This is a genomic window from Bacillus sp. 2175 (assembly GCF_057812155.1).
Genome location: NZ_CM173819.1, coordinates 651,530 through 664,541, shown reverse-complemented (window position 1 = coordinate 664,541; position 13,012 = coordinate 651,530). Strand labels below are relative to the sequence as shown.

12 protein-coding genes and 1 pseudogene are annotated in these 13,012 nt (G+C 35.0%); 1 reads left to right on the top strand and 12 read right to left on the bottom strand.

The genetic code is table 11. From position 1 onward, the window contains the following. Positions 1-297 precede the first annotated feature (297 nt). The 9 genes and pseudogenes from ACXKY9_RS03645 to ACXKY9_RS03605 form a co-directional block, all read right to left on the bottom strand. Positions 298-1,674, bottom strand: coding sequence for an ABC transporter substrate-binding protein (locus tag ACXKY9_RS03645; RefSeq protein WP_000060579.1), 1,377 nt, complete (start codon positions 1,672-1,674; stop codon positions 298-300). Positions 1,675-1,695: 21 nt separating this feature from the next. Next, complete coding sequence (locus tag ACXKY9_RS03640; protein ID WP_000635946.1) at positions 1,696-2,517, bottom strand: carbohydrate ABC transporter permease; 822 nt, start codon at positions 2,515-2,517, stop codon at positions 1,696-1,698. After that, the gene (locus tag ACXKY9_RS03635; RefSeq protein ID WP_000573803.1) at positions 2,514-3,446 is read right to left on the bottom strand and encodes a carbohydrate ABC transporter permease; all 933 of its coding nucleotides are present in this window, start codon (positions 3,444-3,446) and stop codon (positions 2,514-2,516) included. The genes ACXKY9_RS03640 and ACXKY9_RS03635 overlap by 4 nt, the downstream gene beginning before the upstream one ends. Next, positions 3,446-4,543, bottom strand: a complete 1,098-nt coding sequence (locus tag ACXKY9_RS03630) for an ABC transporter ATP-binding protein (protein ID WP_000571387.1) — start codon at positions 4,541-4,543, stop codon at positions 3,446-3,448. Before ACXKY9_RS03630 ends, ACXKY9_RS03635 begins: the two co-directional genes overlap by 1 nt. Beyond that, positions 4,540-5,106 carry a glycerol-3-phosphate responsive antiterminator gene (locus ACXKY9_RS03625; RefSeq protein WP_002100736.1) on the bottom strand — a complete coding sequence of 189 codons (567 nt, stop codon included), beginning with the start codon at positions 5,104-5,106 and terminating at the stop codon, positions 4,540-4,542. The genes ACXKY9_RS03630 and ACXKY9_RS03625 overlap by 4 nt, the downstream gene beginning before the upstream one ends. A gap of 306 nt (positions 5,107-5,412) precedes the next feature. Beyond that, positions 5,413-5,688 (bottom strand): annotated as a pseudogene (locus ACXKY9_RS03620) (GNAT family N-acetyltransferase); the annotation flags it as partial. 142 nt (positions 5,689-5,830) lie between these two features. Next, positions 5,831-6,700: an ankyrin repeat domain-containing protein gene (locus ACXKY9_RS03615; RefSeq protein ID WP_000287338.1), complete on the bottom strand. Its 870-nt coding sequence runs from the start codon at positions 6,698-6,700 to the stop codon at positions 5,831-5,833. Positions 6,701-7,141: 441 nt separating this feature from the next. Then, complete coding sequence (locus ACXKY9_RS03610) at positions 7,142-7,645, bottom strand: nitrous oxide reductase accessory protein NosL (RefSeq protein ID WP_000865666.1); 504 nt, start codon at positions 7,643-7,645, stop codon at positions 7,142-7,144. 135 nt (positions 7,646-7,780) lie between these two features. Continuing rightward, the gene (locus tag ACXKY9_RS03605; RefSeq protein WP_000857377.1) at positions 7,781-8,035 is read right to left on the bottom strand and encodes a hypothetical protein; all 255 of its coding nucleotides are present in this window, start codon (positions 8,033-8,035) and stop codon (positions 7,781-7,783) included. A gap of 254 nt (positions 8,036-8,289) precedes the next feature. Between ACXKY9_RS03605 and ACXKY9_RS03600 the strand changes: the two genes are divergently transcribed. Next, a complete protein-coding gene (locus ACXKY9_RS03600) occupies positions 8,290-9,594 on the top strand; it encodes a CitMHS family transporter (protein WP_000880474.1) in 1,305 nt (434 codons plus the stop codon). Between the two features lie 44 nt (positions 9,595-9,638). On the opposite strand, the gene ACXKY9_RS03595 is transcribed toward ACXKY9_RS03600, so the two are convergent. The 3 genes from ACXKY9_RS03595 to ACXKY9_RS03585 form a co-directional block, all read right to left on the bottom strand. Then, complete coding sequence (locus tag ACXKY9_RS03595) at positions 9,639-10,331, bottom strand: response regulator (RefSeq protein WP_000503466.1); 693 nt, start codon at positions 10,329-10,331, stop codon at positions 9,639-9,641. 2 nt (positions 10,332-10,333) lie between these two features. After that, entirely contained in the window at positions 10,334-11,941 is a 1,608-nt protein-coding gene (locus ACXKY9_RS03590; RefSeq protein WP_003283130.1) for an ATP-binding protein, read from the bottom strand. A 147-nt stretch (positions 11,942-12,088) separates the two neighbouring features. Next, positions 12,089-12,949, bottom strand: coding sequence for a methyl-accepting chemotaxis protein (locus ACXKY9_RS03585; RefSeq protein WP_372584302.1), 861 nt, complete (start codon positions 12,947-12,949; stop codon positions 12,089-12,091). Positions 12,950-13,012 lie beyond the last annotated feature (63 nt).

Below are 13,012 nucleotides of genomic sequence, written 5' to 3'. Positions count from 1 at the left end.
GTCTCTTGTCATCCAATTCGATAGTTGTAATTACTGTATTTCCTTATACTGAAAGTAAGAAATGAAACAAAAAACAAGGAGAGATGAGAGATGAAAAAAGTAATGGAAGTTGTAGTAGCGGTAGTAGAGGTTTTCGTAAATGGTAAACAAGTCACAATGGAGTTAAATAAATAATGAAAAGGACAACATTTACTCTAGACCCTTTACTCATATAAAAGAGATAAGACTTCATCATTTCTTTGATCCCTTATCTCCCTATAAAGAAAGCCGTATCCCTTTTAAGGATACGGCTTTCTCTTATTTTTGACTCGTACGAGCTGAAATGCTAATTGCTCTATCTGTTGCTTTGGCAGCTTCATCTAACGCTTCTTTACTATTCTTCCCGTCATACATCGCTTCTAATGCTTTTACAACTGCATCTCTTGATTCTGGGAATACACTAATTAAAGCACCTTGTGTTGCTGGAGATTGCTTCGTTGCTTGCAGTTGATCTACTGTTACTTTCAACTGTGGGTATTTTTCATATTGCTCTTTTACTAATGGCTCATTATATGCATCTGGATTAATTGAGAAATAGCCTGTTGCAGTATGCCATTTTGCTTGTACGTCTGGCTTCGTTAAATATTTCATAAAGTCCCAAGCACCTTGTTGCGTTTCTTCTGAAACCATATTCGTCATCCATAATGATGCTCCACCAATAACAACACCATTTTGTTTCGAATCCTCTGGATACGGAATATATGAAACACCTACATTAAACTTAGATGCATCAATTAAATCACGAACACCTGCTGAAGAATCTAAATACATAGCAACTTGTCCAGACTGGAACGCGGCACGAATATCATCCCAACTTGCTCCATACTTTCCAAGTGCGCCAGCTTTATTTAAATCATCTAACATTCCAAATACTTTCTGTCCTTCTTTACCGTTAAATACCGCCTTTTTTGCAGCATCCTTACGGCCGTTTTCGTTATCTACATATAAAGCACCTTGTGTCGCTAACAATTCTTCAAAGAACCAACCGTAGTTAAGCATGGAGAATCCATATTGTTTTACATTTCCGCCTTCTTTAATCGTTAACTTTTTCGCTGCTTCTTGTAATTCCGCATATGTTTTCGGAGCTTTCTCTGGATCTAAGCCCGCCTTTGCGAAAGCATCTTTATTATAAATTAATACTGGTGTAGATGAATTAAATGGCATAGAATACATTTTTCCATCAACTGAATAATAATTTGTAATTGCTTTTTCTAATTTTGACGTATCGTACTTATCTTTTTTTATCCAGCTATCAATTGGTGTGATTTTTTTACTATCAATCATATATTTCGTTGTAATTTCACTCGATTGAACTAGAGCTGGCGCTTCTTTCGTTGCAGACATCGTTCTAAATTTCGTTAAAGACTCTTCATATGTTCCTTGGAACTCTGCCTTTATCTCATATTTATTTTGTGACTTATTATAGTCTGCAACAAGACCATCTAGTACTCCTTGTGTTTTTCCACCCATCGCATGCCAGAAGCGAATTACAGTTTTATCACCATTTTTTTCAACTGGTGCTACTTTTGCCTGTGCTTCAGGTTTTCCTTCTGTTTTACTATTTGAACAAGCGGCACTAGATAATGCCATTGTTGCTGCCATTAATAGAGCAGCACCTTTTTTAACTAGACTCATTTAAATCTCACCTTCTCTTAGTTATTTAATTGCACCTTTTGTTAATCCTTGTTGTAATTGCTTTTGCCCTAAAAATAGTAAAATCAATGTTGGAATAACGATAACCGTAACACCGGCCATTACGCTTCCCCAATCAGTTGCAACTTCTTGAGACTGAAGCTGCTTCACACCGATTTGCACTGTTCTTACTTTTTCATCAGTGGTCACTAAAAGTGGCCATAAATACATATTCCATGTTGTTAAAAAGCTATATACTCCAAGCGTAATAAAACTCGTTTTACAATACGGAATTACAACGCTGAATAGAAATCTTATATTTCCAATCCCTTCAATAAACGCAGCTTCTTTTAGTTCATTCGGAAGTGTCATAAAATGTTGACGTAACAAGAAAATACCGAAAGCTGTTGCAAAAAACGGCACTGTCATCCCGGCGAAACTATTGATCCAGCCAAAGTTTTGAATCGTTAAAAAGTTAGGCACCATCGTTGCTTCCCACGGAATCAGCATCGTTGAAATAAACAGGAAGAAAATTAAGTTTCTCCCTTTAAACTGAAGAAAAACAAAAGCATAAGCTGCTAAACTTGATACGATAAGTTGTCCAATCATAACGACTGTCGATACAATTAAACTGTTATATAAGTATGTAAAAAGTGGTACTTTTTGAAAAATATTAATGAAATTATCAAAAGTAAACTGGGTCGGAAATAACCTTCTCATTTGAATATCGTCTGGTGTCATAAAACTTATTAAAAATGCATACAGTACAGGAAAAAATACCATTACTGCACTAATAATGAGCAGCATGTATAATAGGAAATTTTGTTTCCACTGTTTAACAATCATTTATAATGCACCTTTCTCTCAGCAAACTTAAATTGAAGTAATGTAGCAAGAAAAATGAAAACAAATAATACCATTGCTTGTGCACTTGCTGTTCCAAATTGATGATTCACAAACGCCTCTTTGTAAATCGAGTACACAATCAAATTCGTTGCATCATTTGGTCCACCGTGCGTTAAAATATCAATTTGTCCAAAGCTTTGGAACGCACTAATTAATGTTACTGTTACAATAAAGAATAAAGTTGGTGATAGCATCGGTAATGTAACACGGCGAAGTTTATATAAATAACTAGCACCATCTATAGATGCACTCTCATATAACGACGTATCAATATTTTGTAAACCACCTAATATAACTAAAAATGCAAAACCTGTATTCACCCAAACTGTTGTAACTGATACAGAGAATAGTGCCCAGTCCGGACTCGTTAACCATGCGATTGCAGGAAGGTTCATAGAGGCTAATATATTATTAAATAATCCTACACTTGGATGAAATAAAAATAGCCAAATCACTGCACTAGCAGCTACTGATATTCCCATCGTCGAAGAAAACAGAACTCGGAATAACCCAATACCTCTTACTTTTCCATTTGCAATCAATGCAAGAAACAAAGCAAATATAATACTCGTAGGCACTGTATATAAAACAAATAATAAAGTTGATTTTATACTTTTGTAGAAGGCTGGATCAGAGAATAAGTATTGATAATTTTCTAAGCCAACGAAAAGATTAGCTTCCCCATGTATATCGGTTAAATAAAAGCTATAGTAAATTGTCCTAAACAATGGATAGAACAAAAAAATCGAAAATAACAAAATAGATGGCGCCAAAAACAATAATCCTATTCTTAAATCTTTCGTTCTCCCCCATAATTTTTTCTTTTTTGACACCTTTGTTTGAACTGGTAACTTACTTACTTCGATCATTATTTCGCCACCACTTTCAACTCTTCTTCAGCTACCACTTTTAAGCGTTCATTCGTGTTTTCATTAAAGAAGCATAACTTTTCTTGCGAGAATAATAATTTTACTTTGTCACCTTTGTTCAAGAGTAACTGTCCGATGACTTTCGCACTCCAAGTTGTTCCATTTACCGCAAAGTTCAATATAGATTCATTCCCTAATACTTCTACAGATTGCAACGTCACTTCTTGTCCCTCCTCAGACAGTGCAATATGCTCAGGACGCATGCCTATGCGAATTGTTCCTTCTGGTAATTGCTTTAACTGTCTAATAGATAATGGAATTTGCAATTGCCCTATATGTAATACACCTTTTTCTTTATTTACTTCCCCATCATTTATATTCATAGAAGGAGAACCTATAAAGCTTGCAACAAATTCGTTTGCTGGTTCGTTATATATGTCAAGTGGTGTTCCAACTTGCTGTATACTTCCTTTATTTAAAACCATGATACGATCTCCCATAGTCATCGCTTCTATTTGATCGTGGGTAACGTAAATCATCGTAATTCCTAATCGCTGCTGAATTTCTCTAATTTCAATTCTCATTTGCGCACGTAATTTCGCATCCAAATTCGAAAGTGGTTCATCCATTAAACAGATTGGTGCTTGACTCACAATTGCCCTGGCAAGTGCAACACGCTGTCTTTGTCCGCCTGATAATTGGCCTGGTTTCATTTTCACATACTCTTTCAGTCCTACCATTTCAATGGCTTCCATTAATCGCTTTTGTCGCTCTTCTTTTTGTACTTTTCTTACCTTAAGTCCAAATAAAATATTTTCTTCTACAGATAAGTGTGGATATAATGCATAATTTTGAAATACCATTGATAGATTACGGTCTTTCGGCTCTAGATCATTTGCAACACGTTCATTAATAATTAAATCTCCTGAAGAAATCTCTTCTAAGCCAGCGATCATTCGTAATAATGTGCTTTTCCCGCATCCCGAAGGTCCAACTAAAACAAAAAATTCACCCTTCTTAATATGAACCGATACGCCTTTAACCGCTGTCTCTTCTGCATTTTTATATACCTTTGAAACATTTTTCAATTCAATCACAAGGTTGCACTCCTTTTTTCTTCTTGTATCCATACTTCATAATGACTTGTTGAAATCGCACTTGCTCCTGCATGAATTGCAATTTCCGCATCTTCTCGCGTTTGAATCAGCCCACCTGCAATAATAGGAAACTCTATTTCCTCTACTAGCTGTTTAATTATAGAAGGCATAATCCCCGGCATAATCTCTACTGCATTTGGTTTAGTCGTTTTACAATTTTCAATTGATTTAGTAAGGGATAAAGTATCTACAATAAAAATACGTTGAATTGTTTTCAATCCAATTTTATTAGCATTTCGAATTGTTGAACCCTTTGTTGAAATAATACCTTGTGCCCCGATAACATCTTGAATATACAAAAGCGCTTCCTCTGTATTCGTATTTAAGCCTTGTATAAAATCACAATGAAGAAATACATCATGTCCATGTTTCTGCAATTCATATACACGCTCTGGTAATTCCAGCATTGAACCAGTCATAAGAAAAACTTTTTTCGGCAATTTTTTGTATGCTTTGTATCCTTTCCAATCCTTTATCATCGCAATATAAGGTTCTTTAAACATTTTTCCACCTAACTGTTCTATTTTTATCCAAACTAAAAACACCTACTTACATAGAACGCCTTTCTCCTTATTTGAACTCTAGGGAATAGAGCACACCTAAGAAAGTGGCACATTATATGTAAGTGGGTGTTCTCAAATGTTCTCTACCCTATTTATTTTGTTACCTTTACTATATTACGCATTTATTAAGTCAGTTTTGATAGATTGTTAATTAGGTGTTAATCAAATGTTAATATTCACCATATTTTCTTAATATTAATCTAGATATACAAATAAATCCCAACGGCAAACAACTATCTTTAAAATTTAAGTGATATGTAAATTCATTCCATAGTTAATAAGTTTTAGTTTTCTCGCAACGGCTTGTGAAGCATAATTATTCCAAGAAGTACTATAAAGTGGAATGCTTTTTTCTTCTTTTATTGATATCGCCCAGGCTGTAACACCATCAGTACCATATCCGTTCCCTTGAAACTCCGCTAAAGTTTCCACACTTGCCTCAGCAGCTACGGGCGTACTTCTGGCACTGCAACAAACAGAAACTACCTTTTCATTTTTTACAATTGCCAAATAAGGTTGCCTCCTTATTTACTCCATTTACCATCCATTCATAATCTATTTTTCATATTCAAAATAAAAATCCCATTCAAATACACATTACTGAATCCATCATACTAACTGATTTCTTCATTCTGTCTATCTAAATGGGATTATTTTTCGTTTTTTACTCTACTGGCTGTTGTGGCTGTACTACTTCATTCGCTCCAGCTACCCTCAACATATTTACAATATCTTTAAAACCTCTTTTTTCAGCGTATTGCAGTGGCGTCAGATGTTCCTTGTTAGCCATGTTTACATCTGCACCGTGATCAATAAGCAATTGAATTACTTTCTTATGGTTTTCACTACCATTTCCTAATACAATTGCTTCTAATAACGCTGTTCCACCACGTTCATTTGTATAATTCACATCAATATCTGTATGCTCTAATAATTCTTTAACAACCTCTACATGGCCACGCTCAGATGCAGAAATAAGTGCTGTCCCACCTGACCTAGTCGTTTCTTTCGTATTAACTCCTGCATTAATTAATACTTTTACAATATCCGTATATCCTTCTCTACTTGCATAAAGAAGTGGATTACTTTTTTTCTCATCTTTAATTTCAATATTAGCACCTGCACCAATTAATGCTTTAACTGTCTCTACATGATTTTGGTACGTCGCTGCAAGGACAGGCGTTTCTCCGTTGTCACCTTCTACGTTTATATTCGCTCCATCCTGAATCAACTTCATAGCTGTCTCTGTATCTCCAAGGGTAGCTGAAAGTAACAACTGTTTGTCCATTAAATTTATACTTTTCTCTTCTTTAGATTCTTCCTGTTCTTTATGCTTCTCTTTTTTCTTTTCATTTTTCACATGAACCGGTTTCGATTCTGGTTCTTCTTGCTTATCGCAAGCCACTACCGTCATTAAAAGTCCTAATAAAATACATAATAAAATTTTTTGTTTTCTCACAACTACAGCTCCTATGAAAGATAATGTTTTCTTAACCATTCCTCCATCACATACAATAACTCTTCTTGAGTACATTTATCCATAAGCCCTTTATATTCCTTCTTTAATCGGATTATCTTAAGCTTATACTATGTTTCTCAACCTATTGAAATGATACGCCTGATGGCCCCATCATTAACATTATGAAGCAATTAGTTTAGCACGTTTTTACCGCATTTGTATACATTTCTAAAAAGTACATAAAGTGAAACTTTAATTAGTGGGGGTTTTGTTCATCCACCACTAATTATTAGCCCACACCAATCGGGCTTTTACGGGCAGCCCGACTCCACCTAACTTCTTTGCTTTCACTAAATTTTGAGGTGGGGATCTTATTGCCCGTTAATGCGGGATAAATGATTGCTTTAGGTTACTATATTCCATTGTAACCGTTCTTCTAAAAATTTTACACCTTTTCTATATTTGCACCTGATTAATAATAGAAAAAGACAACTATATAGTTGTCTTTTTCTATTATTAATGATGTCCACCATGATTTCCTGCTTTCGGTTTCCCCATCATCTCTTTATTCATTTCCCATTTATGCTCTGCTAGCTCTTTATATGAAAGAACTTTCCCCTTATAGTTAGATACAAAGCTCTCTGCATCTTTTTTATTTTTAAATGAAATGACATTATAAGCCATCGGTGTCGTTATTGTTTTATCATATACGTAAGTAGCGTCTTCTAACGAAATCCAATCTTTCGAATCATAATCTCGAACAAATTTCTCTTTCGTCTTTTCACCTGAGTTGATCTCCATCCATTTATACATACAACCGATATCATCAAACTTTAACGCTTTTCCATTTTCTAAAATAATTTCTGTTGCAAATTGATTATCTGTTACCCCAATTTGACAAATATCACATTTATCATGTTTCTCATCAATGGCAACAGCTGCTGTTTCCTTTTTCCCACACCCGACTACCGTAAATACGAAACATAAACATATAGCAAGTACGACATATTTTACTTTCATCAATATTCCTCCCTAGAAACCGTATACTCCACGAAAAGAATACCAAAAGGTTGTGTGAGATTTGTGAAAAAACAATGTGCTTTTTGTAATATAGGAAACAAAAAAAGATGTGTAGTTATTTCTACACATCTCTCATCACTCACAACCTGTAATTAATAAATCATCTTCTAATTTAACTAATAATGTATCCTCACTAATTTCCTGTCCAACTTCTACATTTACCAATCTTATATTTCCACTAATCCCGACTGCAATTTTTTTAAGCTCACCGTCATTTTTTCGGATCATCAGTAATTTCTCCCATTCATATACGTAAGAAGATTCATTAATAAAAATCTCCTCTACTTTTCCTTCATAAGAGCTATAAATCTCTTCAATTCTCGTTTTCATATAACATCTACTCCCTATTTCACACTTCACTATTTTCATCTTATTCTACCATTCTTACGAGGAGCAGCTTACTTTTTAAAAATTCAAATTAACTACCATGAACAAAATGAACAAAATAAAAATTATGCTTCTAATGATGTTATTTTTCAAATTATTTACCATTTGAATAGATGCTTTTATTATAAATAAAAAACCTTTTTCTGAATTTTTATTCCATTTTGAAAGCGCAATCATTCTTTTGAGGGGGAAATTACATGTTAGCACTACTTGGATTTGCGATGGTATTTGTCTTTATGTTTTTAATTATGACGAAACGTATGTCAGCGCTAGTAGCATTAATATTAATTCCGAGTGTTTTTGCATTAATTGGCGGATTCTATGCCAATATGGGGCCTATGATGTTAGAGGGAATTCAAAAATTAGCACCTACTGGTATTATGCTTATGTTCGCTATTTTATATTTTGGGATTATGATTGATAGCGGTTTATTCGATCCTGTCATTAGTAAGATTTTAAAATTTGTAAAAGGAGATCCTTTAAAAATCGTTGTCGGAACAGCTATATTGACTATTATCGTTTCTCTAGATGGTGACGGTACAACAACATACATGATTACAGTTTCCGCAATGTATCCACTATATAAGCGCCTTGGAATGAACCCCCTCATATTAGCTGGAGTTGTTATGTTAGGGGCGGGGGTAACAAATCTTACACCTTGGGGTGGACCCACAGCTCGTGTTATGAGCGCACTTGGACTTGAGGCTTCTGAATTATTTACACCTCTTATTCCAGGAATGATTGCTGGTGCAATTTGGGTTGTTTTCGTTGCTTACTATCTTGGAAAAAAAGAAAGAAAACGTTTAGGAATTATGGATGTACAGTATTTAAAACAAATGCAAACAATGGATGAGCAAGCTGCAACTGTCGAAGCCGCAGTGCATAAACGTCCTAAACTTCTATGGATTAACTTTTTATTAACCGCTACATTACTTGTCTGTCTCATACTAGAAGTTATGCCGTTACCTGTTTTATTTACAGTCGCTTTTGCTATTGCTGTTATGATTAACTATCCAAACTTAGAACAACAGAAAGAACGTATTGCTTCTCATGCAGGGAATGTATTAGCAGTTGTTTCTCTCGTATTTGCTGCCGGTATTTTCACTGGTATTTTATCTGGAACAAAAATGGTAGATGCAATGGCTAACAGTGTAGTAACTCTTATACCAGATGCACTTGGACCACAATTGCCAATTATTACAGCTCTTCTCAGTATGCCATTCACATTTTTCATGTCCAATGATGCATTTTACTTTGGGGTATTACCTATTTTAACTAAGGCTGCTGCTACTTACGGAATTAGTGCAGCTGAAATGGGACGTGCTTCCTTACTTGGGCAACCCGTTCACTTATTAAGTCCTCTTGTCGCTTCCACTTATTTATTAGTTGGGATGGCAAAAGTTGATTTTGGTGAACATCAACGTTTTACTTTATTGTGGGCAGTTGGAACGACAATGGTGATGTTGATTACTGGCATTGTAATTGGGATTATTCCAATATAAGACGCAAAAAACAGTAGAAGAAATAAATCCTCTACTGTTTTTTATTATGAAGAAACAAGAAAATACCGTCTCTCCGGTCTCCCCACACTCCCATATATTAGCTCTGCGTGGACTTTCTTCCCAGATATTAAATACTCTAAATAGCGCCTTGCAGTTGATCGGCTTACGCCTACCATTGAACTTAGTACCTCTGCTGTAATCCCTTCTTCATTAACTGTTAACATATGCTTTTTTATTTTCGCTAAAGTTAAAGGATCTATCCCTTTCGGGGCATATTCCATTTCATTTCCCTTCACGCCTCTTTGAGACCATAAATATTCAATTTGTTCCGTAGATAATTGATTGTTTTTCTTTAACTGTATAATCTTTTTTTGATAGCCTTCCAGACTTGCTTTAAATCGGTCAAACATTAGTGGCTTTACGATATAATCTGTTACTCCGCCCCGCAGGGCGTGCCTCACTACATCTGCTTCCGATGCTGCTGTAATCATAATAATATCTGTATCGTGCAAATGATTCCTAATATATGTGACAAGTTCCGTTCCTTGCATATCAGGTAAGTACACATCTAATAAAACAAGCTGTGGCTTCACAAGCTCTAGCCATTCTTTCGCTTGTTCTCCAGTCGTTGCCGTTCCAATTACTTTAAATCCCTCAATTTTTTCAGTAAAACGACGATGAATGTCCGCAATCCGAATATCATCTTCTACAATTAATACTTCAATCTCCTCACCCATTACTATTCGCCTCTCTCTTTCGGTAGTGCAATAATAAATAACGCACCACCTAAATCCCCTTTTTCGATTGCAATACTTCCATTTAAATCTTCTACTAACTCTTTCACTTTTGCTAATCCATATCCTCGCTCTCCTCCTTCTTTCGTCGAAAAGCCTTTATAGAATATGCTAGTAATTATTTCATCATGAATCCCTTGCCCTGAATCTTCCACTTCAATTAATATTTCTTCTCCAATATCAGTTACAAACATCCTTACTTTCTTATCATTCTCTTCATTTTTTTCAATTGCTTCAAATGCATTCGTAATTAAATTTCCTAAAATAGAAACGACATAATTACTCTCAATATGTGGACTTAATTTGTCTAAACCACTTTCTCTATCTAGCATAAAATCAATCTTCAACTCTCGTGCTCTATTATAAAATCCAATTAAAATTCCACCTAGCCATGGATTTTGAATCCGCTTCATAATAAATTGAACAAAATCTTGATATACCGCTGTTTCCTTATGAATAAGCTCTAAAGCATCTTCGTATGATTCTAATTGGATAAGACCTGAAAGCGTATACAATAAATTGTTATATTCGTGCGCTTGCGCTCGTAATGCCTCTGTATATTGCTTCGTCTGAGATAATTCTGCTGTTAACTGATCCATTTCAGATTTCAAACGTAAGCTCGATACAACGCCAGTTACTTTATTCTTTACTTTAATAGGTAGACGGTTCGCAATAACAGCCTGTCCTTTTATATTTAATTGGCGATCAAACTGTTCTTCACCAGTTTGAAGTACATCTAGTATCGTTGAATTAGGAATTACATTTAAAATAAATTCCCCAATAATATTTTGTTGTTTATCTAGCGAAAGAATATCATAGGCTGCTTGATTGACTAAACTAATCATGCCATTTTTATCGATTACAATAATCCCTTCACGTACAGATTGAATCACTGTACTATGCTCTTCATATAAAGATGAAATTTCTTCTGGTTCCATACCGAACATCATTCTTTTTATACTTGCCGCTAAATATATAGAGCCGATTACTCCAATTAATAGCCCTATTATTGTAATCCAAAATACACGCTTTCCATACACTTCTACCGCTCCATGAATATCATCCATTGAAAATCCAACAGACACAACACCAATGATTTCATTTTCCTGATTACGGATTGGAACTTTTCCGCGTAATGAAGGGCCTAATGATCCAGTTGCTTTCGAAACATATGATTTTCCTTCTAATAAAACGCCTTTGTTATCTCCACCAATCATCGCTTCTCCTATTTTATCTCGCTCAGGATGTGCATATCGAATCCCCTCTTTATTTCCAACTACAATGAAGTCAGCCTCTGTATCCATTCGAATTCTTTCTGCAATCGGCTGAATAATAGAAGCTGGGTTTTCTTTTTGAAAAGCTTCCTTTATTTCAGGTATAGCAGCAACTGTTTTCGCAACATGTAAAGCCCTTTTGCCAATTTGCTCTTCTACCGTTTCAGATAATATGTAATAAAATAAATAACTCGTTAGCATAAGTACAACTAAAATAAGTATACTAATAGTTAATGTAATTCTCGGTTGGAGTTTTAATTTTTTTAACTTCAAAACCATTCCCCTAACATGATTAAAGATAGAATTTAAAGAATATACAGTCTCTTTAATTATACTTAATCATAACACGGTTACTCTATATTTCTTTTTCTCTTCATAAAAAAAGAAACGAAGTAAAATTACTACCTCGTTTCTTAACATTCGTTATTACACTTTAAACTTACTAATCATCTCTTGTAATTCTTCTGCCATTTGTGATAAATGGACTGCTGCTGCATTTATTTCATCTACTGAAGCTAATTGTTCCTCAGAGGAACCAGCAATATTTTGAACGCTTGCTGCATTTTCTTCAATTGTAGCTGCAATTTCATTAATAGATGCACTTACTTGTTTTGCATCTACCGTCATTTGTTTTGCTACATCTACCATGTTATCAATTTGTACAACTGTATCATCCGTAGATTTCAATATTTCAGCAAAGCTTTGCTTCGTTTCATTTGCAACTACAAGTCCTGATTGTACTTCTGCTCCAACTTGATTCATAGAGCTTACTGTTTCTTTTATATCAAATTGAATCTCTTTCACTAGTTTCCCAATTTCCGTAGAAGACTGTCCTGATTGTTCTGCTAGCTTTCGCACTTCATCTGCTACAATTGCAAATCCTCTTCCTTGCTCTCCAGCTCTCGCAGCCTCAATTGCCGCATTTAACGCTAATAAATTTGTCTGTTCTGCAATATGTTGAATCACTTCAAGGATTGCTCCAATTTGTTTCGACTTATCGTCTAACAAACCAATGATTTTGTCTGACTGTGAAACAGACTCATGAATTAATTGCATTTGATTCACAGTTTGTTCAACTAACTTCCCACCATTTTCAGCTTTTTTCTTCGTATACATAGAGGCTGTAGATACTAATGAAGAACTATCTGCAACACGCTGAATTCCTTCTGTAACTTCTTCTAACAATGTTGCTCCTTCTTCAACTTCTTTCGTTTGTATTTCTGCACCACTTGATACTTGCTCTATCGCCTGTGTAATTTGTTCCGTTGCTTCGCTTGTCTGCTTCATACTAGCTGTTAATTCTTCTGAAGATGCCGCTACATGACTTGCTGAAGTGTTTATATTGGAAAT

What these genes read in the sequence shown, in the direction of transcription:
- ACXKY9_RS03640 (WP_000635946.1), bottom strand. Translation starts at nt 2,517, where the DNA reads ATGATTGTTAAACAGTGGAAACAAAATTTCCTATTATACATGCTGCTC.
- ACXKY9_RS03605 (WP_000857377.1), bottom strand. Translation starts at nt 8,035, where the DNA reads ATGAAAACGAGAATTGAAGAGATTTATAGCTCTTATGAAGGAAAAGTA.
- ACXKY9_RS03590 (WP_003283130.1), bottom strand. Translation starts at nt 11,941, where the DNA reads ATGGTTTTGAAGTTAAAAAAATTAAAACTCCAACCGAGAATTACATTA.
- ACXKY9_RS03600 (WP_000880474.1), top strand. Translation starts at nt 8,290, where the DNA reads ATGTTAGCACTACTTGGATTTGCGATGGTATTTGTCTTTATGTTTTTA.
- ACXKY9_RS03615 (WP_000287338.1), bottom strand. Translation starts at nt 6,700, where the DNA reads ATGTACTCAAGAAGAGTTATTGTATGTGATGGAGGAATGGTTAAGAAA.
- ACXKY9_RS03610 (WP_000865666.1), bottom strand. Translation starts at nt 7,645, where the DNA reads ATGAAAGTAAAATATGTCGTACTTGCTATATGTTTATGTTTCGTATTT.
- ACXKY9_RS03595 (WP_000503466.1), bottom strand. Translation starts at nt 10,331, where the DNA reads ATGGGTGAGGAGATTGAAGTATTAATTGTAGAAGATGATATTCGGATT.
- ACXKY9_RS03625 (WP_002100736.1), bottom strand. Translation starts at nt 5,106, where the DNA reads ATGTTTAAAGAACCTTATATTGCGATGATAAAGGATTGGAAAGGATAC.
- ACXKY9_RS03645 (WP_000060579.1), bottom strand. Translation starts at nt 1,674, where the DNA reads ATGAGTCTAGTTAAAAAAGGTGCTGCTCTATTAATGGCAGCAACAATG.
- ACXKY9_RS03635 (WP_000573803.1), bottom strand. Translation starts at nt 3,446, where the DNA reads ATGATCGAAGTAAGTAAGTTACCAGTTCAAACAAAGGTGTCAAAAAAG.
- ACXKY9_RS03585 (WP_372584302.1), bottom strand. Translation starts at nt 12,949, where the DNA reads ATGAAGCAGACAAGCGAAGCAACGGAACAAATTACACAGGCGATAGAG.